Annotated in this window: 16 protein-coding genes; 11 read left to right on the forward strand and 5 right to left on the reverse strand. The window is 44.0% G+C overall.

Annotation, left to right across the window (positions count from 1 at the left end; translation table 11 throughout):
• The first annotated feature begins 336 nt into the window (after window positions 1-336).
• From Q0R52_RS03790 to Q0R52_RS03830, 9 genes are all read left to right on the forward strand, one after another.
• A complete protein-coding gene (locus Q0R52_RS03790; RefSeq protein ID WP_295792319.1) occupies window positions 337-1,173 on the forward strand; it encodes a helix-turn-helix domain-containing protein in 837 nt (278 codons plus the stop codon).
• A gap of 74 nt (window positions 1,174-1,247) precedes the next feature.
• A complete protein-coding gene (locus Q0R52_RS03795; protein WP_295792321.1) occupies window positions 1,248-1,790 on the forward strand; it encodes a YbhB/YbcL family Raf kinase inhibitor-like protein in 543 nt (180 codons plus the stop codon).
• Window positions 1,791-1,817: 27 nt separating this feature from the next.
• Complete coding sequence (locus Q0R52_RS03800) at window positions 1,818-2,975, forward strand: heparan-alpha-glucosaminide N-acetyltransferase domain-containing protein (protein ID WP_295792323.1); 1,158 nt, start codon at window positions 1,818-1,820, stop codon at window positions 2,973-2,975.
• A 132-nt stretch (window positions 2,976-3,107) separates the two neighbouring features.
• On the forward strand, window positions 3,108-3,389 hold the full coding sequence (locus Q0R52_RS03805) for an antibiotic biosynthesis monooxygenase (protein ID WP_295792324.1): 282 nt from the start codon (window positions 3,108-3,110) through the stop codon (window positions 3,387-3,389).
• Window positions 3,390-3,431: 42 nt separating this feature from the next.
• Window positions 3,432-3,962, forward strand: coding sequence for a GNAT family N-acetyltransferase (locus Q0R52_RS03810; protein WP_295792326.1), 531 nt, complete (start codon window positions 3,432-3,434; stop codon window positions 3,960-3,962).
• 17 nt (window positions 3,963-3,979) lie between these two features.
• Window positions 3,980-4,507, forward strand: a complete 528-nt coding sequence (locus Q0R52_RS03815; RefSeq protein WP_295792328.1) for a DinB family protein — start codon at window positions 3,980-3,982, stop codon at window positions 4,505-4,507.
• Window positions 4,494-5,450: a 2-dehydropantoate 2-reductase gene (locus Q0R52_RS03820; protein ID WP_295792330.1), complete on the forward strand. Its 957-nt coding sequence runs from the start codon at window positions 4,494-4,496 to the stop codon at window positions 5,448-5,450. The genes Q0R52_RS03815 and Q0R52_RS03820 overlap by 14 nt, the downstream gene beginning before the upstream one ends.
• Window positions 5,451-5,562: 112 nt before the next feature.
• Window positions 5,563-6,906: a S28 family serine protease gene (locus tag Q0R52_RS03825; RefSeq protein ID WP_295792332.1), complete on the forward strand. Its 1,344-nt coding sequence runs from the start codon at window positions 5,563-5,565 to the stop codon at window positions 6,904-6,906.
• Window positions 6,907-7,158: 252 nt separating this feature from the next.
• Window positions 7,159-10,338 (forward strand): glycosyl hydrolase, encoded by a 3,180-nt coding sequence (locus tag Q0R52_RS03830; protein ID WP_295792334.1) that lies wholly within the window; start codon window positions 7,159-7,161, stop codon window positions 10,336-10,338.
• Window positions 10,339-10,340: 2 nt separating this feature from the next.
• Here the strand turns inward: Q0R52_RS03830 and Q0R52_RS03835 are convergent, their stop codons facing one another.
• From Q0R52_RS03835 to Q0R52_RS03845, 3 genes are all read right to left on the reverse strand, one after another.
• Window positions 10,341-11,948, reverse strand: coding sequence for a DUF5597 domain-containing protein (locus tag Q0R52_RS03835; protein ID WP_295792336.1), 1,608 nt, complete (start codon window positions 11,946-11,948; stop codon window positions 10,341-10,343).
• Between the two features lie 11 nt (window positions 11,949-11,959).
• Window positions 11,960-12,724: a DUF1080 domain-containing protein gene (locus Q0R52_RS03840; protein WP_295792339.1), complete on the reverse strand. Its 765-nt coding sequence runs from the start codon at window positions 12,722-12,724 to the stop codon at window positions 11,960-11,962.
• Between the two features lie 165 nt (window positions 12,725-12,889).
• The gene (locus Q0R52_RS03845; RefSeq protein WP_295792341.1) at window positions 12,890-16,459 is read right to left on the reverse strand and encodes a VCBS repeat-containing protein; all 3,570 of its coding nucleotides are present in this window, start codon (window positions 16,457-16,459) and stop codon (window positions 12,890-12,892) included.
• Window positions 16,460-17,082: 623 nt separating this feature from the next.
• Here Q0R52_RS03845 and Q0R52_RS03850 point away from each other — a divergent pair.
• Both Q0R52_RS03850 and Q0R52_RS03855 read left to right on the forward strand, forming a co-directional pair.
• Entirely contained in the window at window positions 17,083-17,718 is a 636-nt protein-coding gene (locus Q0R52_RS03850) for a hypothetical protein (RefSeq protein WP_295792343.1), read from the forward strand.
• 6 nt (window positions 17,719-17,724) lie between these two features.
• Window positions 17,725-18,945: a multiheme c-type cytochrome gene (locus Q0R52_RS03855; protein ID WP_295792346.1), complete on the forward strand. Its 1,221-nt coding sequence runs from the start codon at window positions 17,725-17,727 to the stop codon at window positions 18,943-18,945.
• A 297-nt stretch (window positions 18,946-19,242) separates the two neighbouring features.
• Here the strand turns inward: Q0R52_RS03855 and Q0R52_RS03860 are convergent, their stop codons facing one another.
• Together Q0R52_RS03860 and Q0R52_RS03865 are read right to left on the reverse strand one after the other, a co-directional pair.
• Window positions 19,243-21,006, reverse strand: coding sequence for a RagB/SusD family nutrient uptake outer membrane protein (locus Q0R52_RS03860; RefSeq protein ID WP_295792347.1), 1,764 nt, complete (start codon window positions 21,004-21,006; stop codon window positions 19,243-19,245).
• A gap of 30 nt (window positions 21,007-21,036) precedes the next feature.
• Window positions 21,037-24,255, reverse strand: coding sequence for a TonB-dependent receptor (locus tag Q0R52_RS03865; RefSeq protein ID WP_252787866.1), 3,219 nt, complete (start codon window positions 24,253-24,255; stop codon window positions 21,037-21,039).
• Between the last annotated feature and the right edge of the window lie 244 nt (window positions 24,256-24,499).

Consider the following 24,499-nt stretch of genomic DNA (forward strand, 5'->3'; position numbering starts at 1 on the left):
TTAAATGGAAGATATAGTTTCTTACATATCCAAATTTAAAGAAAATGCTGACTTGTTGAGATAAAGACTCAAAATTATACACTTATAGATATCGATTTAAATGATAATTCATATATTTGTAATGTAGGTTTGCGGTATTTAAAATGACATATAATTGTATATTTTAAGTGTGATACCAAAAAGGATACCTTTTTAACAGACTTTAGATAACATACAGTAAATCAGGTTACTATAAACAAGGTTCTGGTACATTTGATACCACTAAAGCCTCCTGGAGAAATCCGGGAGGCTTTTTGGTTACTGACAAAAATCCAGCATTGCTAAATTCAGGATATTATGGATGTTATTCAAGTTCCGGAAGCTGTGGCAGCCCACCAAAAAATTGTTGGCGGCGAAATTTCTTTTGTGAATTACAGGGATACAGGTGGTCCCTTCCGCAGCCGGGTGATGTTTAGCTGCTATGCGTTCAGTTTTATTCAAAATGGGCAGAAGCGGATTTACAGAGCTGGCGAAAGCCGGGTACTCTCTCCCGGGTACGGGATGCTGATACCCGAAGGCAACTCGCTTATTACAGAACACAGCGACAATACCGAAAGATACAACAGTGTGCTTGTTTTTTTCCCGGCTCGTATAGGCAAGGCATTTATTGCATCTCATAAACGCAAAACACCGAGCCAGCCCGACAGGCCGCCGTATATCCATTTTACAACCAACGCATATATTGACGAATACATCAGAAATATAAAAAACCTGATTGATTCGCAGCAAACATTATCCGAAGAAATGGCCGCGTTAAAGGTAAATGAATTGCTGACCGCCATTTATGAGATGGCACCTGGCTTACTTACAGGCATATTTGGCGCTACGGAAAGCGTACCGCTAAAGGTGGTAGTTGAAAACAATTTGTTCAATAACCTAAACCTGGAAGAATTGGCTTTTCTTGCAAACCGCAGCTTGTCGTCCTTTAAACGCGATTTTGAAAAAGCCTACGGCATATCACCCCAGCGCTATATTCGCGACCGTAAGCTGGAAGTTGCCTGCGCCGAGCTCATAAAAGGCACAAGCCCCAGCGACTTGTACCTGGCGTACGGCTACGAAAATTTATCCAATTTCAGCACTGCTTTTAAGAGAAAGTATGGGATAACCCCGGCTGCGTTCAAGCAAAGCGCTTAAACTGGGCTTTTCTCACTACTCTTTTGAACTTTTTGCAATAACAAGGCGTGTAAGTAATCGGCAATATTTGCTGCATGAAAATATTATTCTTTACTGCAATAACGCTATTTATATCTAAGCTATCCTACGGACAAACCTTCACTTTAAAAAGCGTGGATTTAGGCGGCCAGTTCACCAATGAGTTTGTGGCCGGGCATTTCGGCTGCAACGGCTCGAACAAGTCGCCGGAGCTGAACTGGCAAAACGCCCCCACCGGCACTAAAAGCTTTGCCATAACCATGTACGATATGGACGCCCCTTCGGGTAGTGGTTTCTGGCACTGGGTAATGGTTGATATTCCGGCCGGTGTGCTTGAAATAAAACAGGGCGCCGGCGATGTTAAAAGCGGCCTTGCACCTGCGGGCAGTCTGCAAAGCATTAGCGATACCGGCCTGCCCGGATACCAGGGCCCATGCCCCGGCGAGGGCGAGGCGCCCCACCATTACCTTATAACCGTATACGCTTTAAAAACAGAAAAATTGGGCACAACAGTTAATTCAACCGCCGCATTGTCAGGCTTTTTGCTTAACAAACAGGCTTTGGCAAAAGCATCTCTTATAGTATATTGCAAACGTTAAACCTGGTTTCAAATCGACCTTAAAGAGATGAAAGAACGCATACATTCGATCGACATCGTCCGTGGATTGATCATGATCATTATGACGCTGGACCATACCCGCGATTTCCTGCATTTTCCCGGGCCATCACCGCTTGACATGCAAACTACAACGGTCATTTTGTTTTTTACCCGCTGGATAACTCATTTTTGCGCACCTACTTTTGTGTTCTTAGGTGGCGTGTCGGCATATCTTGCTGGCCAGCGGCGTACAAAAAAGGAATTGAGCATTTTCCTGTTAAAAAGGGGCGCATGGCTTATCCTGTCCGACATGTTGATCATCAGCCTGCTGTTTTCGTTCGATTTGCAATACCATATGGTGATACTCGAAGTACTGTGGGCAACCGGGTTTGGTATGATAATCCTTGCTTTACTACTCCGTGCACCTATACAGGTTATAGCCACAGTTGCTGTCATTATCATATTTGGCCATAACCTGCTCGACTATATGCAGCTACCGCAAACAGGCGTGGCCGGGGGCCTTACGAAGCTGTTTCTATCGGCAAAAGGAGCTTTCATACCGCTAAGCACAGGCCGGGCAATAATTGTATTATATGCCGTACTCCCATGGACCGGCGCCTTATTGTTAGGCTATACTTTCGGCTCAGTTTATAAAAACGGGTACGACGCAAAAAAACGCCAACGAATATTACGTCTGACAGGCATTTCCGCAATTGTTTTATTCGTTGTATTAAGGCTGATTAATCACTACGGTGACCCGTCACCATGGGCCATACAACGAAACACGGCACATACCATATTATCTTTTATAAATGCTACCAAGCAGTCGCCTTCACTCCTGTTTTTCCTGATGACGCTTGGGCCGGTTATGGTACTGCTGTCCTTTACCGAAAAAGCCGGCAACCGATTGGCTGAATTTTGCCGGGTGTATGGAAATGTACCTTATTTTTATTTTATAGTACATTTAAGCATTATCAGGCTTCTTAATATGATACTTGTGCTTATATCAGGCCTGCCGATAAAATCCGACGGTTCGCCGATAGTGTGGCAGGTACAGGGTTTTGGAATCCCGTTGCGGGAAGTATACCTATTCTGGATAGGCGTAGTATCACTGTTATATTTTCCCTGCCGCCGGTATGGCAACTACAAACGAACGCATAGCCAATGGTGGCTGTCGTATGTGTAGCCGGTAGCATTCACTCTTGCTTTTCCGTTGATTTTAATGCCCCCATCGAAGATTGCGGGGTGACCCTGCTTTGCCCGGTTCAGGGCTGGCTTGATACATCTATGTCAAAAAATCACACCTAAAATTAAAAACATGATACACTTATTGATCATCCACGAAGTGGAGAACTATGCCGCATGGAAACAAATATTCGACGATGCCTCAGGAATTAGAAAAGCAGCGGGAGAAATATCGTACCAGGTTTTTAATTACTATGACGAACCAAATAAAATCGTCCATTTATCAATATGGGATGATAAACAAAACGCCGAACAATTTTTCAACTCTCCGCAACTGGTAAAAATAAGGGCTGATGCCGGTGTAAGATCGCCCGAATTTATCTATTTGGATTTACTTGAAGCGGGAGTTTTATAGCCCTGGTTGTTTTATTAATACATCCTTTCTAAAAAATCAAACATGAACGCAATATCACCAGAAACCTACCGGATTGAGAATGCAAGTACAGCCGACCTTGAAGTTATCTATTGGCTGTTTGAAGAAGCTATTAGCTACCAAAAAAAGAACAACTATGTTGGCTGGAATAGTTATGATAAAGATTACATAAAGCGGGATATTGAGAACAAACTGCAGTTTAAAATAGTAAGCGACGATACTATAATGTGCATTTTCAGCATTTGCTTTACTGATGAATTAATCTGGCGCGAAAAGGATAAAGGCGATGCCATTTATTTACACCGGGCGGTAGTTAATCCGGCATTTAAGGGGCGAAAAATGTTTGAAAAAATATTAAACTGGATTACCATATTTGCCAAAGAAAAAGGATTGCGATATGTCAGGATGGATACATGGACTGCAAACCCGCACATTATTGAATATTACAAAAGCTACGGCTTTGTTTTTTTAGAAAATTACACAACCCCAAACACGCCCGACCTACCCGAACAACACCGCAACCTTACCGTAGCATTGTTAGAATTTAAATTGTAATTATTAAAATTTTCAAAATGAAACAGGAAAAATGGTTCGACCGGAAATTTAATTTCGAAAGTAAAGAGAATATTTTCCCATCTATATTGGAGCGGCTTTCGGGCACCCCGGCACGGCTCGAGGAAAAGCTAAAAGGTGTTCCCGAAGATATTTTGACTTTTTCGACCGATAACAAATGGACGATAAAAGAAAATATCGGCCACTTGGTTGACCTCGAACCACTTTGGCAGGGAAGATTGGAAGATATTATGAATGGCGAAATTGAGCTACGGCCAACTGATCTGCAGAATAACAAAACCCATTTGGCCAACCATAATGCCAGGTCGCTACAGGAGCTCCTGTCAGGCTTTAGGGAGATAAGAAAACAAACATTGACTGCACTACGCACAATGGATGATGAAACCGTTTTTAAGTCAGCCCTTCATCCCCGTTTAAAAACGCCAATGCGCACAATGGATCTTTTTATATTTGTTGCCGAACATGACGATCATCATTTAGCAACAATTACAACATTACTAGCTGCCAATGGAAATGACATCAAATAAAAATACAAGGATCGCAATTGCAGGCATAGGCGGTATTGGCGGATATATCGGGGGTAAACTTGCCCGTTATTATTCGGATAAAGAAGATGTAGAAATTGTATTTATTGCCAGGGGCGAAATGGCTGATGCCATAAACCAAAATGGCTTAAACCTGGTCTCGAAGGGCGTTACTTATAAAAGTATGCCGACCTTAACTTCTGATGACCCTGCAGCGATTGGAACAGTCGACCTGTTTATTATTTGCACAAAAAACTTCTCGGTAGCTGCAATACTCGAAAAGTATGCAGGTTGCTTAACAGCAAACACAATAGTAATTACTACTCAAAACACAGTAAACGGAAAAGAAACTGTGACACCATACCTCCCGGAGGGCGCAACCCTAATGGAAGGCAGTATCTACATCGCTTCCAATATAGTTGCACCCGGAAAGGTGGATCACATTGGCGGCCCGGCAAAATTATTTTTTGGCAGCGACGGACAGGCGGATAGCAAAGGCAATGATATTGCCAAAATCTTCACTGATGCGGGTATAGACGCAACTTACACAACAGATATTAAACCCGTTTTGTGGAAGAAATTTATGTTTGTTTCGCCGGCTGCAATTGTAACTGCCATATTTGAAACCACATTTTCGGGAATAATCGAAAATAGTGACGCAAAGCAGCTTTTCACAGGGCTAATGTCTGAGTTAATGCGATTGGCTAAAGCGAAAAACATTGTTGTTGATGAAAATACGATAGCGAACAACATTAACCTGCTGTCGAATTTCAAAGGCGAGGTAAAATCATCCTTTCAACTTGATTTGGAAAACAACAAACCTGCCGAAATTGATTCATTGGTAAAATATGTTATCGATGAGGCTAAATTATTTAAAGTATCTACACCGTACTTTGATAGTTCATTTACCCGGCTAATCGGGCAGTACGATTCATTAACAGCATAACCCTTTATTCCGGCCTGTATAAAGTTCCTTACACGCTAAACCTGCATGCAAATTCCGAATATTTTCTATATTTATTTCCGGTATCAACCTAAATAATACCCGCACCTCCAAAATGAGAAAATTAAACAGCTTCAACTATAAATTGCTAACGCGCCTCATGTTTTTGGCAATGTTACTATTTGTTGCCGCACCCGGTTTTGCGCAATCCGATGCATCATCGGTCGACGATGCCCTGGCCAAACTGCCCGGTATAAAGATCATCCACAAAAAAGTAACCGAATCTCCGTTTAAAGCTGAATACCAACTTGCCATAAAGCAACCTGTTGACCATAATGATACAACAAAGGGCTTTTTTTACCAGCAACTGCGCCTTATACACAGGGACTTTTCGAAGCCGATGGTAATGGAAACCGAAGGCTATAGTGGCCGGCCGGGTGGCAACGAGCTCGAAAAAATACTGCATTGCAATGATATTGATGTCGAATTCCGGTATTTTAATAAATCGAAACCCGAACCGCTTGACTGGCAATATGCTACCTTTGAACAGGCAACTGCCGACCTGCACCACATCAACCAGTTATTCCGCACGCTTTACCAATCGAAATGGATAAGTACGGGCATCAGCCGTGGCGGCGAGACCGCACTCACCTACCGCTATTTTTATCCCGATGATGTGGATGCTACGGTTCCGTATGTGGCGCCGATGCCAAATGATATCGAGGACAAAAGGATATACAATTTCCTTGACACCGCCGGCGGTGCTGAAGTAGCAGCGAAAATTAAGAAGGCGCAAATTTTCATGCTACAGCATGAAAAGGAACTATTGGACAAACAGTCGGCGTATGCTCAAAAACAAAAATACAATACCCTCGGTGGTATAGGCGCCGCGTTTGAATATGAAATAATGGAGTACCCGTTTTCCTTTTGGCAGATAAGCAATATCGACCCAAAGGATATACCCACGGGCGACAATGTTGAAGATTATTACAAACATCTAATGAAAGTTTTTGGCGAGGATGTCTCCGGGTTTTCTGACGAAAAGTCGGTAAACCCATATTTGCCACATTCATATATGACCTTTCAAACAGGGTATTACAAATATAACCTCAAACCCTTTAAAGCTTACCTGCATTACCTGAAAGGGCCAAATCCTTCAGCTGCGTTTTTGCCGGCATCATTACCCCGCAGGCCATACGACCCCGAATTTGAGAAAAAGATAAATGCATGGCTGTATAAAAGCGGCAACAAAATTTTATACATATACGGTGGCCGCGACACATGGACGGCCTGCAAAGCGGAATACGGGCCATCTGTAGACGCCAAAACTTTTATTGTTCCCGGCGCTAACCATTATGTTGCGCGTATTAAAAGTATGAGCCCGGCCATGCAGCAGGAATTCGCCGCAGCTTTAGAGCAAATGACGGGATTGAAGGCTGATATGGGGGTGTTGAAATAGGGAGGTATTTTGAGCCGGCAAATTATTCACCCATCTCAAAATCGGTATTAATACAAATGGCAAACAGACAGTGCAGGATGCTATTCCCTTTCAAAACTGCGAATATTAAGCATTATTTGTTACCCTGCGTTATCGGCATTGGGCAATAAATTTTTCGCAAAAAAAATCACCAATAATATGCCTTCATTTAAATCAACCTGCTTTTGTTTGCTGCTTCTAGCCGCATTTTCCACCCATTCAAACGGACAGGCAATGCACAACAAAAAGTCGTCATTAAAAAGAAACTCAGATTTCAAAGCCGTCGAAACAGGCTTCATCAATATCCCCGACTCTGTGCAAACCAGCGTTTACTGGTATTGGATATCAGACAATATCTCGAAAGAAGGTGTAGTGAAAGATTTGGAGGCTATGAAAAAAGTCGGTATCAACCGGGCCTTTATCGGCAACATTGGTTTGGATGATGTGCCTTACGGAAAAGTAAAAATGTTTTCGGATGAGTGGTGGGATGTTTTGCATACAGCACTTAAAACTGCTACGCGTTTAAATATTCAGATAGGTATTTTTAACGGACCGGGCTGGAGCCAGTCGGGCGGGCCATGGATCAAGCCGGAGCAATCCATGCGTTACCTCACTTCGTCGCAGGTAATGGTAAAAGGGCCGTTTGCATTCAACAAAAAGCTGGATAAACCCCAAAAAAATTTCCAGGACGTAAAAGTTTTAGCCTACCCGGTAGCCGATGATTTTAATACAGATATCAGCAGTTTAAAGCCAGCGATGACATCAGTACCGGTTATCGACTCGATCAATAACCTTACTGAAAATAATAACGCGACAGCTATACATTTAACCCAACATCAGCCGTTTACTGTCGATTTTACAACCACAACGCCATATACCGTTCGCAGTATAGTTATAATCCCGGTACACAAAACCGTTAGCCTGGAAGCTGATTTACAGGCAAAAATAAACGGCGGATATACCACCATTAAACATGTTACCATCGACCGTTCAAACGATAACCTGAATGTTGGTTTTACACCTTACGGACCGGCGGCTTTTTCTATACCGGCAACTTCGTCCACCAATTTCAGGGTGGTTTTTACATCCATATCGTCCAATTGCGACATCGCCGAAATTAAACTCTCGGCTACTCCGATGGTGGAGAATTATATCGAAAAAACGCTGGCTAAAACCTGGCCCACTCCTCACCCGTTCTGGACGGCTTACCAATGGCTACCCCAAACTGCCGAGCCATCTGCCTACATTATCGACCCGGCAAAGGTTGTCGACATATCTGCAAACATGACCGCTGATGGCACTTTAAACTGGAACGTACCAGCCGGTAACTGGGTAATTGAACGCACGGGTATGGCACCAACTAATGTGCGTAATGCGCCGGCACCACCCCAGGGCACGGGGCTTGAGGTCGATAAGATGAGCAAGCAGCATATCGAACAACATTTTAATGCCTATATGGGCGAGATTTTAAAGCGTATACCGCCCGAAGACCGCAAAACATGGAAGGTGGTGGTTGAGGACAGCTACGAAACCGGCAGCCAAAACTGGACAGATAATTTGATAACCGAATTTAAGCAAGCTTATAATTACGACCCGACACCTTACATGCCCGTTCTACAGGGAAAAGTTGTGGGCAGCCAGGATATGAGCGATCGTTTTTTGTGGGATTTAAGGCGGTTGATAGCTGACGATGTATCCTATAAATACGTAGGCGGCCTGCGCGAAATCAGTCATAAAAACGGGCTGACTACCTGGCTGGAAAATTATGGACATTGGGGTTATCCCGGAGAGTTCTTGCAATATGGCAGTCAGTCGGATGAGATTGGGGGCGAGTTTTGGAGCGAAGGAGACCTGGGCGATATTGAGAACCGTGCAGCGTCATCATCGGCACATATTTATGGTAAAACTAAGGTATCCGCCGAATCATTTACCGCAGCTGGGAACCCGTTTTTCCGCTACCCAGCCATGTTTAAAAAACGCGGCGACCGCTTTTTTACCGAAGGCATAAACAACACTTTGCTGCATGTTTATATCGAACAGCCTGCCGACGATAAATTGCCCGGCCTGGATGCCTGGTTTGGCGTGGAATTTAACCGGCTGAACACCTGGTTTTTTGATATGGATATATTTTTGAAGTACATCAAACGCTGTAACATGATGCTGCAACAAGGCCGGTACGTAGCCGATGCTGCGTACTTTATAGGCGAAGATGCTCCAAAAATGACTGGTGTTACCGATCCGGCAGTTCCGCAAGGCTACTCGTTTGATTATATTAATGCTGATGTGATAAAAAACAGGCTGACCGTAAAGGATGGCAAACTGGTGCTGCCGAATGGCATTACTTACAGCGTATTGGTTTTACCAAAACTGACCACCATGCGCCCCGAATTGCTGTTGAAAATAAAAGAGCTTGTGCAGCAGGGTGCAGTTATCCTCGGGCCAAAACCACAGCTGTCACCCAGCCTGCAAAATTATCCTGAGGCTGACAAACAAGTTTCTACCGTTGCCAATGAACTTTGGGGCAGCATTGATGGAACGGCCACAAAGGTTAACCGCTACGGCAAAGGTTTAGTAATTAATGGCATGGATATGCAGCAGGCTTTTGATTTTATCAAAGTTGTCCCCGATGCCAAAATAACCGGCAGCGACTCTATCCTGTTTATTCACCGTAAGTTAACCGGCGGCGATGCTTACTTTATCTCCAACCAAAAAAATACCACCGTAAATATTAATGCAGATTTCCGGTTAACCGGAAAACAGCCCGAATTGTGGAACGCCATATCGGGTAGCGTGCGCAACTTGCCGGGTTTTGAGCAAACTGCCACAACAACTTCGGTACCGTTAACCCTGGCTCCGTTTGAAAGCGCATTTGTAATTTTCAGCAAACCGGCCATAAAAGGCAGCAAGCGGTCGAATTTCCCTACGGCGAAACAAACTATTGACGTAACCGGCCCGTGGATAGTCAGTTTCGATAGCAAGATGCGCGGCCCTGCCAAACCCGTAGTATTTGACGGGCTGACCAATTGGATTAATAACAGTAATGATAGCATAAAATATTACTCAGGTACCGCGATTTACAACAATGCATTCAGGTTAGCTAAAAAAGTAAAAGGCGAGACTTACCTGCTTGACCTGGGCAACGCCAGGGCCATAGCAAAAGTTACGGTTAACGGCATTGACGTTGGTGGAGCCTGGACGCCACCTTACAAAGTTGATATTACCAAAGCCATAAAACCCGGCCTCAACAAGTTGAAAATAAAAGTGGTAAACACATGGGTAAATCGTTTAGTAGGCGATAGCATGCTGCCGGTTGCCGAAAGAAAAACATCAGCGTTTATTTTGCCAAATCCAAAAAACGGTCTGGAATCATCGGGATTGTTAGGACCTGTAAAGGTTGAGGCGGTGAGGTATTAAGATTACCTCACCACCAATTCTATCCGCAACACTGTTGGCTTTTCGCCAAACCTTGGGCCGCCCCAGTCGGTTTCGTCGCCGTTCAATATCCTTACCGGTTTAAACGCACCACTTTGATAGCTGCCCTCTTCTACTTTTATGTATTGCCAAGCCTTACCGGTGTTGGATCCTGTGGGCTTAAAAGTAACATGACTTTGTGTGCCCATCGCGATGAAATTATTTTCGCCAAATTTTACGATCATCAGTTTGCCGATGGGCTGTTTGTTGGTTTCAGTGACATTGGCCCTGCTGTTGCCAAATGATATTACTGCCTGCCATGCGCCAAGGTCTATCGTTTGGTCAGCATGGTCTTCGCGTTCAACAACGGCTTTTATCCTGCCGTCAAATGCCCATTGCGCCAGTTCCCGCATCAAGGGGCCTGCCACCGCATAATCGTGACCATAGGGCGCAACATGTTCGGCAACTTTTTCCGGTGAGTCTCCCCTACCATTGTCATCCAATCCAAACGGCGAAAACCCTATGCCACCACCAGCCAATACTTCGTACAGGTATTTTGCATTTTCGGGGGTGAAAGCAGCTTCAGGTACAAAAAGTGCGTTATCCGGGCGATTGTATAGTTCCAGCACTTTTAAAACCCTTTCGCTGCCTTGCAGGTAAATATCTGGCGCAACAAGGTCGAGCGCCGGGGCCGCTGCTTTCCAAATCGGGATAACATTATCTGTAGGGCCGCCACTTTCGTAGGTATTTGCCATGGGGTTGGTGAGCGGGTCTCGCAGGGCAGCGTTGGTATATAGTGGCAGAGCATACTGTGCTTTGCCCGCGGCAGCAACCTGCCCTATAAACCGCGCGACAGACCATGCATGAAAATACTCATCGGCCCTGTCGCCAAATACTTTTTGCCAGGAGCCTTGGGCGCCTTCAGAAACGTTTAGCGCTTTCAGCACCGCGGGTTTTAACAATTCAGGCGGCACATTGCCTTCAAATAGTTTTTGGGCCACCGGCGAATAATCGCGCATGCTGTCCCACGCCCCCGATTCATTTTCAACCTGCACCATTATAACCGTATGCAGGGCATCGGCGGCTTTTAAATGCTTCATTACCTCTGTAAATGCTCCTACGTCAGCGTCGAGAGTAGCTTTGCTATACGGGGAAGGTGAATCAATATGCTTGTCGTTTTTGCCTGTGATGTTGGGATATTTGCCAGCATCACGCTTCATCCATTCGGGCATGTAATGGTTACTCCCGTTTTTCCACGTGCCGAACCAAAGCAGCACCAGGCGCATTTTATGCCGGCGCGATTCAGCAAGCAGTTTATCAACTACCGAAAAATCAAATTTGCCCGGCTGGGATTCAATTTGCTCCCAATATATGGGTATTTCGATGGTATTGAGGTGCATTTGCTCCGCCGCCCGCCAAACTGCGGGTAACATGCCAGGCCAGCCGCTGGAGTTGTGCACCTGCGCGCCCAGCATAAAAAATGGTTTGCCATCAACCAGTAAGGCGTACCGGCCATTTTTTTCAATAAGCCTCGGTAGCGGGTTGGCCTGGCCGAAAGTTTTTATAATTGCCAATAAGGCTATCGCTATGCAAATCGTTGTTTTTCTAAGCATAATTATCATATTTATAATTCCCTAACCCAAATGTTGCGGTAGCTGATCGGTTCGCTTTTATCACCATGAGCCTGTAGCTTAATAGGCGATGGGCCGTGTTTACGATATGCTGGCTGCCCAATGTATGGGGTGTCGCCTTTCAATTCAAAGTTGTTTTGTACGAGTACGCCGTTATGAAAAGCAGTTACGCGTGCGGGCGATTTTACCGAGCCGTCCTCATTAAACCGCGGCGCCGTCCAAACCACATCATAGGTTTGCCACTCGCCAGGTGGCATTGCGGCGTTTGCCAGCGGTACCGATTGTTTGTAAATACTGCCCACCTGCCCGTTTACATACGTTTTGTTGTTAAAATTATCCAGCAACTCGTAACCACCGGCACCCCATGGCAGGGCGGCTAAAAATATGCCGCTGTTGCCGCGTGCCTGCCCGCTGCCGGTAATATTCATGGGTATGCGATATTCGGCATGCAGCTGAAAATCCATAAAACGGCGGCGGGTTTGGATATCGCCTGCGGCTTTGTTGACGGTTATGATATGGTCGGCAACTATCCAGCCGGCTGCAGCGGTGGTATCTTTGTTTGATACCCAATGGTCGAGGTTGTCACCACCAAACAGGATAATAGCATCTGAAGGTGCAGCGCCAGGCATTTTGCCGGGCGTAACAATTTTTGGCACCGGCTCATAAATTTCAGTATCCTCTGGTTTAGCGGATTGTTGGGCGGCTGCTATAAAAAAGCTGCCGGTAAGTATTGTTGTGAGAATGAGGGTATGTTTCATTTTGGTATTTATTGAAATTGGTTAATATGCGTTAAAAGCTTTTAAATAAGCCATTTGTCATTCTGAACGCAGTGAAGAATCTTATCAATTTGACAAGTCAGCACCATACCTATCCGCGTTCATATCGCTCGCAGAAGATTCTTCACTGCGTTCAGAATGACAAAATTAGTTTATGCCTATACTCCTGCTCTGCCCTTTATCATTCGTCACCTCAACGCTCTTCACATCCTTCCCCACCGTAAAAAACCTGCCAGATTGCGATAAGAACGACGAACCGTAATAAAACTCCTGCTTTTCCTTTTTTCCGTTAGCATAAGTTATAATTGCACTTTCATCATCGGGCAGCAGTTTTATGTTATGCGCATTTGTTTTAAGCTGAAAGAGTTTCAACGCACCCCGGTTTTGGCTGGCTGCCAGCATGTATCCGCCTTTGTTATTTTGTAGTTTTACCAAAGCTTTACCATCGCCGGGTATGTAAATACCGCTTTGCATGATGCTTTGTGCGGTAAATCCGCCTTTGCCATCGCCTTTCAGCATCAGGCCATTCAGGGCATCATATCGGCCTACACCGACCTCGGTGCCATAATCATTTCCGTTTATCATTACATCGAGGTTGCCGTCACCGTCAAAATCATCCACCACCATTCCGTTTATGGCCGATATTTGTGCCTGGTTGGGCAGTGGTATCATGGTAAATTTGCCATTGCCATCGTTCCTGATATAGCACGATTGCGAAGTGTTCGATTTTAGCCGCAACGCACCTTTGCGCATTTCGGGTGTAATAACCTCATCCATGGTTGCCACAGCGTACGATTTGTAATTGGTGTACCGCTTCTTAATGCTGATCATCTCCTTCAAAATATCCTCGCGTCCTACTGCCGGAAACTCCTTTTTAACGCCGTTTACATCCGGCAAAAAAATGGAGGTAAATGCACTGTATTCGCCGTTTTTATCAAAGTCTTTAGCGGTTAAATACACCGGGTATTGCTCACTAGCTTTGTACAATGTGTTTTGGCCAACGTTACCGACGATGTAATCCATGCGGCCGGTATGCCTGAAATCGCCGGCAACTATACTGTTCCACCAACCGGTTTTACCGGCAATACTTGTGGACTGCGTTGCGTTTTTAAATATTCCGTGGTCGTTTTTTAAAAATGTTACCGGCATCCATTCACCCGCCAGCACCAGGTCGGGCCAGCCATCGTTATCGTAATCGGTAAACAGGGCATCGCATACCAGGCCAATGTCTTTCAGCGCCGGGGCCACCTCAGCGGTCACATCTGTAAATTTCACCACCCCGTTTTTACTGTCGTTTCTTAGAATGCAGCTCGATACCGGCTTTGGATAATTCCACGGATCGACCCTGCCCGATACAAAAAGGTCGGGTTTACCGTCTTTGTTATAGTCAAAGGCACGCACGCATAGTTTGCTGGTATGGTTTATTGGCAGGGCATAATTGGCCGGTTTAAAGTTGCCTTTGCCATCGTTCAGATAAAGCTTATCCTGGTAAGTGCTGTCGTTAGGTGCATTTTGGTAGCCGCCATGAGCTATGTACAGGTCTAATTTACCATCGCCGTTGGCATCAAATAACAGCATGCCTTCATCTTTTATGTTCGAGAAAGTGTTTTGCTCTGCTGCAAATGCATGCTGGACAAAAGCACCGTTTTGCTGTTGCAAAAATACCTGCGCCGGGTAAATGGAGTTGCCGCCAACTATAATATCATCCAAGCCATCGCCATCAATATCGCCAACTGCGAGAGCCGGACTGTAGTCAGATAATTTGTGCGGCAATAACTTTTGAATGTTAAAGTCCACAAAATCCTTTTCGTTATGTACAAAGTTGACGCCTTTTGCTTTAGTTACTTCGGTAAACAGGGTTTTATCTGCTGTTTTAGGGCTATCCCACACGTAGCTTTGTTTAGCATCGGCAATGTTAACGGTGATTAGCCTGTTAGCCTTAACCTGTTGTAATACCTGTTTGTTCCCATTTGGCCAACGCACAACGATAGAATCGAGCACGCGGATTTTGCCTAAGCCAAAATGGGCAATGTTTTGATTGGTGGACAGGTAGCCCCTATATGGATTGTTTTCTGCTACCTGGTGTTTGCCGTTGTCGTAATAAATATCGGCCCAGGCACCAAAGCCGTTCAGGTTATGGGCATCGCCTTTAAATTTCAGCTGGATATAATTGGTATTAACCGTATCCTTATCGCGCGAAGTATTTTTATATATAAGAGCCTCATCATTAATATTATTAATAATCATATCCATAGCGCCATCGTTATTCAAGTCGGCATACACGGCGCCGTTAGAAAATGTGGGGATGTTGAGGCCCCAGTCGTTAGTTTCGTCCTTAAAAGTCAGATTGCCATTATTTTGGTAGGCATAGTTATGAATTTTCACCGAAGGTATTTGGTCAAGCACCTGCTTTTTCGATCCTATGGCAAATGCGTTTTGCCGGTAGGTCATAAAATCGTGGTCTGTTAAATCCTTGGGAAAGCCATTGGTGATAATGATATCACGGAAGCCGTCATTGTTAAAATCCGTTATCACAGGTGTCCAGCTCCAATCAGTTTGGGCGGTGCCGCTCATGAAACCAATTTCGCTGAAGGCAGGGCTGCCAACGGTGTCGTTTTGTAAAACCCTCGGCCCCTGGTTTATCTGCAGCGTATTACGTACATACTGGTATTGATAGCCAAATAGATCAAAACTTTGTATCGACTGGTAGCTATTGGGACCCAACATCATTTTCTTACGGTAATTATCCTCGGGGTTCATATCCAGCTCAAACACGTCGGCAAGGCCGTCATTATTTATATCGATGATGTCCTGCCCCATGGCGTTGAACGAGGTGTGCTTAAAATATTCTTTGGAACGGTCGGTAAACGTACCATCGTGGTTATTGATATAAAGCAGGTTTGACGACAGAAAATCGTTGCTTACATAGATGTCTTTCCAGCCGTCGCGGTTAATGTCGACAATAGTGGCAGCATGTCCAAAACCCTGGTATTTTATCCCTGCCTTCGCCGATACATCCTTAAACACGGGGTGGTTCAATTTTGTATCCCATTCGTTGTGATACAGCCGCCCCATGCTCGGGATTAGGCCTTTATCCTTTGAGCCAAACACGTTTGGATAGTAATGCTCATTAGCTTCGTTTACAGTAAGGTACATATCCAGATTACCATCATTGTCATAGTCAAAAAACGCAGCCATGGTCGATTGTACGTTGATATCCAATCCATATTCTTTGGCCATTTCTTTAAAATGTGGCACCCCGTCTTTATCTGCTCCCTGGTTAATATACAGCAGGTTGCGGCGCAGCAGCGAGTCCTTATAAATGGTATTACACACATAAATATCGGCCAGCCCGTCGTTGTTGATATCGATGATGGATACGCCCCGCCCCCACCTGCCCATGCCACCAACACCGGCTTTTTCGGTAACATCTTCAAACTTAAAATCGCCTTTATTTATATAGAGTTTATTGCTTACGCGATTGCCGGTAAAGTAAATATCCTGCAGGCCATCGTTGTTAAAATCACCAATCCCTACACCGCCTCCATTGTAAATATTTACGATGTCAAGCGGGTTTATAGAGTCGTTTTCGGCGATGGTATTGTTAAAAGTAATGCCTGAATGTGAAGACGAAATTTGCTGGAATAGCGTTGGCTTTTTGCACGAAAAAAAACATATTACACACGAAACGAGCCCTAAAAGTATCGGTTTGTTCATTATTAATCAGGATATTTTTTTATATTAATAATTATTTTACTGAATATTTCACTAAAATAACTTAACAAAAACATTCAATAATATGGCCGTTTTTGTTCATTTTTTTGGTTTATATCGTTATTATCTTAAGCCTGTAATTCTAAAAATCGCATCCAATTTGAATCCAATTTCTTTACCGGGAAATCAAATTTAATTTCAATCATTTACCTGTTGTAATACAAAAAATACAATCTATATTCAAAATAGTAAATCATTATAAAAAGCAGTTCACATTTCTCATTCTATTCATTTTACAATCTATTAATAATCAACATTTTAAATTGAAATTAAAGTTTATACATACAAAATAAATATAATGAAAATCGGGCAAATACAGGCGTATTTTATTTATATTTAGCATTAAAACCGGTGAAAAAAGCATATTATCAAAAGCGATAAGACGTTCAATAAAAAACTGCTTTTTTTGACGAGTTATACTTATAGAACTTTTTATAAAACCGATAGAATTAAACCAAATGCCAGGGCTAAACAATTTGAAAAGAACCGTATTTATTTTTTCAATAATTTTATTATCAATACTGTTATTAAGATGCAAAAGCACACCCGCTACACAAGTATTTTATTTGAACGATAATTTTATAGGGATAAAACACGATGGGGTGGTGAAGTTTTACGAAACAAAGGACCAAAAGAAATGGATATACGGCCCAAACAAAGATTTTAAAAACCCCGGCGGCGCGGAGCAGGTATTTTATTTCTTTGGCAGCTACATTGGGGCAAGGGATGGTAAAAACATAAAATTTTATCATACCGACAGGTCCGGCGCGTGGAACTATAGTGCAGGTAAGTACCTTACGCTCGCCGACAAAACCGACGGCGTTTTTTCCATCAATTACAGCACAATTGGGGCTTGGCTCGGTAAAACCATAAAATTTTATGAAACCAATAAACAAGGTCAGTGGGCGGCCAGTCCGCTCAAAAACTTCGTGAACGATGACGACATTGATGGCGCATTCACCCCCGGGAATAATTTTTTAGCTGTGCGGGCGGGCAAAACCGTTAGGTTTTATTACGTAGATCCGCAAGGCAACTGGGCCAATCGTGGTAATCTTACGTTTACAAGTACCGGTGCGGTGGACCAGGTGTTTTATTTAAACACCGGATCAATGGGGGTTTTGAGCGGTAATACCATCAAATTTTACCAGGTAAACAAACAAGGTACCTGGGAATATAAGCCGGGATTTGATTTTACCTTTTAACTGTATATGAAGAAGATAAATGTTGTTGCAGCAATTTGCGCAATAATGGCCTGTTTTGTTTACATGCAATGTAAAACCGCAAAACCCACCGACCCGCGCGGGGAGGCTTACGCCGGTGCGGCAACATGTGCAAAATGCCACAGCGCTATTTCCAACTCATCCCTGCATACGGCACATTATTTGGCAACAGTTCCGGCCAATCTTAATACTATCCATGGCAGTTTCGCTAAAAACGCAAATATTTTTGATTTCAGTCCATCACAAAAAATTGTAATGGAAAAGCGTGATAGCGGGTTATTTCAAACCTATTATTTGAATGGGAAAGAAGCGGAAAAACATCGTTTTGATATTGTTTTGGGCGGAGTAAAAGGCGAGAGTTACCTGTACTGGCACGGCAGTGCCTTAAACCAGTTGCCGGTTTCGTACTATTCAAAGCAAAACCAGTGGCTAATGAGTCCGGGCTATATGCCTGGCCAGGTGTATTTTAACCGGCCAATTGCTACCAGGTGTATGGAATGCCACGCCAGTAACATAAGCGGTTTACCTGACAAATCACCGCAACTAACCGGCGGCGAGCAGTTTGACAAAAGCAGTTTGGTGTACGGGATCGACTGTGAGAAGTGCCATGGCCCCGGCGCCCGGCATGTTGAGTTTCAAACCAATTACCCTGAAGTAAAAACGGCAAAATATATCGCAAGTTTCAAGTCGTTACCGCGCGAACGCAAACTGGATGTGTGCGGGGTATGTCATTCGGGCAATAAAAGCCCAATGTTGCGCTCAACTTTCGGATTTGTTCCAGGCGATACACTTGCCAATTACAAATTGCCCGAAATGGTTAGCGCAATTGATACCGGCCACCTCGACGTGCACGGCAATCAAATTCAACTTTTGCAAAGCAGCAAATGTTTTATGGGCAGCAAACTTGATTGCCAAACCTGCCACGATACTCACCAAAACCAACGGGGCAACCTTTTGCTTTATTCCCAAAAGTGCCTGGGTTGCCATAGTACCACCAAGCACAATTATTGCAAAATGGCCAATACCATTGATGCACAGTTAATTAAAACCAATTGCGTACAATGCCATATGCCGGCACTACCCTCAAGAGTGATTATCGCGCCAACCCAAACCAAAAGTGCATCGGCCGATATTTTGGTGCATACGCATCATATAGCCATTTATCCTCAGCAGGTGAAAAAGGTATTGGCAATGGCGGCTGGGAAATAAATTACTATCATTTGATATTGCCAATAACGCACCGGTCTGCGACCTGTGCTGATGGATGCCACCCCGTTGGAGCTATGAAATATCGGTTCATTTAGGAACAAAAGCATTGAACAATATTTATCGGATTCCCATTCGATGTTATCCCAAAATCACACCATTTTGAACGTACTTCAAGCCCCAACGGGGCGAAATTCGCCAGCGCAGGTCGCAGGCCTACGCTAAAAGCATGTAAAGTTCTTCCACAAAAAATGCCGCTCCTTTCAAAGCGGCATTTACAAAATATATTAAATCAACTAACTAGTAACCAGAGTTTTGGGTAAGATTTGGGTTCAAACCGATTTCGGGTTGCGGGATTGGGCAAATATCATGACCAACCGGTAATGATGTGCGCCAAACACCATGCAACTTACCATCGGCAGTTGGGCCGTATGGATAAGGTTGTGGGTTCAGGTTGTCAGTAGTACCATAAGCAGCGTGGATAAAATCACGGGCTACCTGGCCTGGGGTTGTACCACCGGCACGACGCAGGTTGTAAAACAGCGAGTAATCACCGCTTAACTCATGGCGATATTCGCTTAACACCATTTGCATCGGATCGGTTATCGGGGTGGTAGCTTTGCCATCATAGGTAAGGCCATCCTGCATAACTGGAGGTGCAGTACCACCAAAGGCACGGTCTCTAACTAATTTCAAGTCGGCCATTGCTCCCGGGATATCTCCGGTGTGTACTTTACACTCAGCCCTGTCAAGTATAACTTCAGCATAACGCAGTAATATCTGGTCTTGTGAACCGAAAATGGCTGATGTTCCGTTAGCACCGGTAAGGTTCGGATCGCGCCATTTTTTTGCACAATAGTAGCCTGAACGGGTAAGGTCATCACCATACCAAGGCTGCCTTAAAGCGCCAACTGTATTGATGATTTTATCGTCATCGCCTTTGTATGATGAGTAGGTTTGCGAAGCGTTGTCTTTAACATTATTGGCAAAACCAGCCTGCACAACTGCGTAACCTTTTATGCCGCCCCATTTGGCTATAATACCAGGGCTCTGAATTTCGTCGCCCGGGCCTATAATGGTTAATGTTTTGCGCAAGTCGCCCGCCTGGTATGAGTACCAAAGGCCAGGGTTTCCATAATCATAACCAAAACCGCTTATTTCGTGTGGCCAGCTAAAGTCATCAATCCAGGCAATTTCGCCGCCATTTTGCCAGCCACCGTCCCAGCTTTGTGATTCACCTGTTGGCAAATCAAACTGAATTTCAAATAACGACTCGTCATTGTTCTGGTGATTAAATTCGTGAACATCAACAAAGTTTGGCATTAAGTGGTAGTTCGAAGTAAGCTCGCTGTTGTTAAATGCAGCTAAAGCCAAATCGTATTTCTTTAACCACATTTGGGCAGCGCCTTCGTAACCGTAAGCAGCACCTTTTGTGGCGCGGCCAAGTTCGGCAGCAGGTAAAGCTGATTTTGACAACAATAAACCTTCAGCTTGTTTCATGTCTGATACTACCTGGGCAAATACCTGGTCCTGTGTGCTGCGCGGCGTTAAGCCTGTACCGCCTGGTTTTAATTCCAGCGGAACACCGCCAAAAGTACCGGCAAGATAGTAATAGGTCATGCCCCTCATAAAGTAAGCTTCGCCTGTTAACCGGTTTGCCAGTTCGGGGGTAACTACACCCTTGGCTTTGGCGGTTTCTACTATGCCGAATACCGAGTTAGCCCTTGCAATAGCGATGTAGGCATTTCTCCAAAAAGTGTCAATAGCACCAAAAGTAGGGCTGATGGTGTATGAGTTCCATGCAACGTCGGCACCGTCATTATACCAGTCGTGCGAGAAGAAGTTTGCATAGTACCAAATTGACTTCTTCATCAGATCACTGTTCTGGTAGCTATCGTAAATACTGTTTACCAGCGCAACCACATCCTGCGATTTGGTAAATGTACCCGAGGCCGTAGAGTTTTGCTGATTTGTTTGCGTTAAAAAGTCTTTTTTACATCCCAGTGGTATCATCAGCACCGCAAACAGGCAGATGGCGACAAGGGTGATATTTTTCTTTTTCATTTTCATGTCTTTAATTATTTATCTTCTTTATTAGAAAGTTACGTTTAAACCAACGGTGAAATATTTCGATGAAGGATAAGTACCGTTATCAATACCATTTTGTGTACCAAAGCCACCCTGTGTACCAATTTCAGGATCTAAACCTTTGTAACCGGTTATGGTAAACAGGTTTTGGGTTGATGCGTAAAGCCTTAGTTTTGATATCGAAAGCTTCCTAACCAAAGCGCTTGGCAGTGTATAGCCAATTGTTAAGGTTTTCAGTTTCAGGTAGCTGCCATTTTCAATCCATTGACTTGACGGAACCGAGTTTAAATAAGAGTTATCGTTATAGTAAATCCTGGTGAATTCATTTGATGGATTTGATTTGGTCCAGGCATTTTTATAATATTCCTGGCTAAGGTTTTCAACCCCTACGAAACCGCGGTTCTGGAAAGTTTCCAGGTTGCTTTCTTCGTAGTTCAAAATTTTGTTGCCGTAGCTACCGTAGAAGTAAAGGTTAATATCCCATGCCTTGTAGGTAGCATCAAGATTAAGGCCTCCAAAAAACTTTGGCTGTGGGTTACCCAGGCTAACCTGATCGCTTGCGTTTACAACGCCGTCGCCGTTAATATCAGCAAATAACCTATCGCCCGGGCCGGTAAGCGCCTGGTAGTAAAATTTATTAACGCCATTTGTTTTGGCTGATGCATTTGCGTTTAATGCATTAATTTGGTCTTGCGATTGGATAACGCCTATTGATTTATATCCAAAAAACTCACCAACCGGCTGGCCGATGTGGGTTTCGCTATAAACTCCCCAGCCCTGGCCATTCAGGTTAACTGCACCATTAGGACTGTTAAGCGGGTTGGTTATAAAAGTTGTACCGGAGTTTAAGGCGGTAAGTTTGTTTGTAATGAATGAAACCGTTAAACCAGCGCCAAGCCTTAAATCGCTTGAAGTAGCATGGCTGTAATTCAGGGCAAACTCCCAGCCTTTGTTGCTCATTGTGCCTACGTTTTGCGATTCATTGGTATAACCTGTTTGCGGCGGTACAGCAATATATAATAAAAAGTCTTTCGATTTCCTGTTAAACCAGTCAACAGTTAGGGTCAAATCGCCATGTAAAAATGCCATATCAGCACCGATATCGGTTTGGTAATCAGTTTCCCACCGAAGGTTCGGGTTCTCCGGAGATGTTGCCGCTATACCTGGCTGGTATATTTTATTGAATGGATAACCAAGGTTACCGCTATTGGTAGATGCTGAACCGGTTGAATATTGTGCTTCGTATTGGAACAAGCCGATAGGGCCTTCGTTACCAACCTCGCCATAGCTACCCCTTAATTTAAAATTGGTAAGCCAGTCAACACCTTTCAAAAAGTCTTCTTCTTTTACTTTCCATGACACAGCTCCTGATGGGAACGTACCATATTTATGCCCAACATCAAATTTTGAGGAACCGTCGCGACGTACAGTACCGGTAATAAAGTACCTGCCGGCATAGTTATAGCTCAACCTTACAAACTGCGATGCAAGCGACTGAATGTTTTGCGCGCTGGTGCCAAGCTTTAAATTGCTAACCTGCGATATATCCCGGATTTGAGAATTTGGAGGGACACCGCTGCCGCTGAAACCATTGTTGGTTAATTCCTGTTCAGACACACCACCTAAGAAATCAATAGTATGTTTGCCAAAAGTGCGATTATAAGAAAGTGTATTTTCCCATATCCAGTCAAACGAGGTATTTAAGTTTTGATTGTAGAATGCATTTTGAGTTGCACCCGCCTGTGAGCCATACTGGTTAACCAGGCGGTCATCTTCAGGTTGAAAATAGGAGCCGTTTATACCTGTTACGGTAACACCCGCGTTGGTTTTGATTTTAAGGCCCTCAATGATGGTGGCTTCCAACGATGAGTTGGTTAAAAAGAACTGGCTTATGTTTTGGTATTGATTGTGGCTGATGCCGTAAACCGGGTTGTTATATTTAGCAACATAGGTATAAATAGGATTAAAAAAACCGTAGTTACCGTTACTATCACTTATCTGGCTGGTCTGCTTGTTACCACCGTCAAGCGTTGGTGGTAATTGCGCCAGGTTACCCAATGAACCGGTACCAAACGGGTTGTTAGCATTTTGATAGCTGTACTTGGCACTGGTTGATGATTTTAACCATTTGGTAGGCTGATAATCAAGGTTAAGACCCAGTGTAAGCCTTTTAAAGAATGAGCCAAGCACTATACCTTTCTGATCGTAATAACCAATTGAAGCCGACGACTGAACCTTGTCGTTACCACCGCGTATAGCAAGGCTATAATTTTGTGTTAAACCAGTACGGTAAATTGCATTTTGCCAATCAACACTGGTAAGCGATGTCGGGTCGTTCCAGTTGGATAGCACACTAAACTGCTTTGCAGGATCGTCTGCTGCCTGTTGCACAGCCAGTGTAGCAAATTGCTGGGCGTTTAATAATTTGTACTCTTTAGGTCTGCTTTGGAAAGCTGTGTAGGCGTTAAACTCAACTGTGGTACCATCTTTTTTACCTTTTTTGGTATTGATGATAACCACACCGTTGGCTGCACGTATACCATAAATAGATGTTGCAGAAGCATCCTTTAAAATGTCGATAGATGCAATATCACTTGGGTTGATGTTATTAATACCACCTGTTTCGAGTGCGTAACCATCAACAACATATAAAGGACTGTTGCCATATTGTGCCAAACTACCGGTACCGCGTATTAATATACTAACATTGCCGCCTGGGCTGGCATCGTTATTGGTAACCTGCACACCTGCTGCACGGCCTTGTAAGGCTTGCTCAACCGAAGTAACCGGAACCTTAGCAATAGTAGCCGCGCTAACCGAACTGATCGCACCGGTAAGGTCGGTGCGCTTTTGGGTGCCGTAACCTACCGATACTACCACAACCTCATTCAGGTTGCTAACCGCAGATGCAAGCTTAACGTTGTACACGCTACCGCTGCCTATGGCAACTTCTTTGGTTACATAGCCCACAAAGCTAATTACCAGTGTTGCATTGTCGGGAACGGCGAGTTTGAAGGTACCGTTAACATCGGTCACGGTGCCGTTTGTTGTCCCTTTTATTTTTACGCCGGCGCCAGGTATTACGGTGCCATCGGGATCACTTACCGTGCCTGATACCTGCCGGGTTTGAGCTACCGCGGCAAAGCAGGTAAATAAAGTAAACAAAAAAACGAAAATCGTTTTTTTGCTACTATTGAATTTGTTAAACAGTAAATCTTTGTTCATTTTGAGTCATTTAGGATGATTGATTATAAGTATTGGTTTGATTATTATAATGCCGGGCTTAATGCCCGAGTTGATTATTCATGTGTTGGTTTAAAGGTCTGCATGTAAAAAACCTTAGTTATGACGATTGTGGTTACTCGCACAAATTCCTGCCCGGTTTAATTAAATGCGGAGACCGCGATTTTATAATTGGTTACAGTTATAAAATTATACAGGAAGTGATAAAAGGGATAACACTATTGAT

The sequence above is a fragment of the Mucilaginibacter sp. genome, from assembly GCF_025359345.1.
Classification (GTDB): domain Bacteria; phylum Bacteroidota; class Bacteroidia; order Sphingobacteriales; family Sphingobacteriaceae; genus Mucilaginibacter.

What these genes read in the sequence shown, in the direction of transcription:
- Q0R52_RS03830 (WP_295792334.1), top strand. Translation starts at nt 7,159, where the DNA reads ATGCACAACAAAAAGTCGTCATTAAAAAGAAACTCAGATTTCAAAGCC.
- Q0R52_RS03825 (WP_295792332.1), top strand. Translation starts at nt 5,563, where the DNA reads ATGAGAAAATTAAACAGCTTCAACTATAAATTGCTAACGCGCCTCATG.
- Q0R52_RS03840 (WP_295792339.1), bottom strand. Translation starts at nt 12,724, where the DNA reads ATGAAACATACCCTCATTCTCACAACAATACTTACCGGCAGCTTTTTT.
- Q0R52_RS03860 (WP_295792347.1), bottom strand. Translation starts at nt 21,006, where the DNA reads ATGAAAAAGAAAAATATCACCCTTGTCGCCATCTGCCTGTTTGCGGTG.
- Q0R52_RS03820 (WP_295792330.1), top strand. Translation starts at nt 4,494, where the DNA reads ATGACATCAAATAAAAATACAAGGATCGCAATTGCAGGCATAGGCGGT.
- Q0R52_RS03855 (WP_295792346.1), top strand. Translation starts at nt 17,725, where the DNA reads ATGAAGAAGATAAATGTTGTTGCAGCAATTTGCGCAATAATGGCCTGT.
- Q0R52_RS03865 (WP_252787866.1), bottom strand. Translation starts at nt 24,255, where the DNA reads ATGAACAAAGATTTACTGTTTAACAAATTCAATAGTAGCAAAAAAACG.
- Q0R52_RS03790 (WP_295792319.1), top strand. Translation starts at nt 337, where the DNA reads ATGGATGTTATTCAAGTTCCGGAAGCTGTGGCAGCCCACCAAAAAATT.
- Q0R52_RS03795 (WP_295792321.1), top strand. Translation starts at nt 1,248, where the DNA reads ATGAAAATATTATTCTTTACTGCAATAACGCTATTTATATCTAAGCTA.
- Q0R52_RS03815 (WP_295792328.1), top strand. Translation starts at nt 3,980, where the DNA reads ATGAAACAGGAAAAATGGTTCGACCGGAAATTTAATTTCGAAAGTAAA.
- Q0R52_RS03800 (WP_295792323.1), top strand. Translation starts at nt 1,818, where the DNA reads ATGAAAGAACGCATACATTCGATCGACATCGTCCGTGGATTGATCATG.
- Q0R52_RS03835 (WP_295792336.1), bottom strand. Translation starts at nt 11,948, where the DNA reads ATGCTTAGAAAAACAACGATTTGCATAGCGATAGCCTTATTGGCAATT.
- Q0R52_RS03805 (WP_295792324.1), top strand. Translation starts at nt 3,108, where the DNA reads ATGATACACTTATTGATCATCCACGAAGTGGAGAACTATGCCGCATGG.
- Q0R52_RS03810 (WP_295792326.1), top strand. Translation starts at nt 3,432, where the DNA reads ATGAACGCAATATCACCAGAAACCTACCGGATTGAGAATGCAAGTACA.
- Q0R52_RS03845 (WP_295792341.1), bottom strand. Translation starts at nt 16,459, where the DNA reads ATGAACAAACCGATACTTTTAGGGCTCGTTTCGTGTGTAATATGTTTT.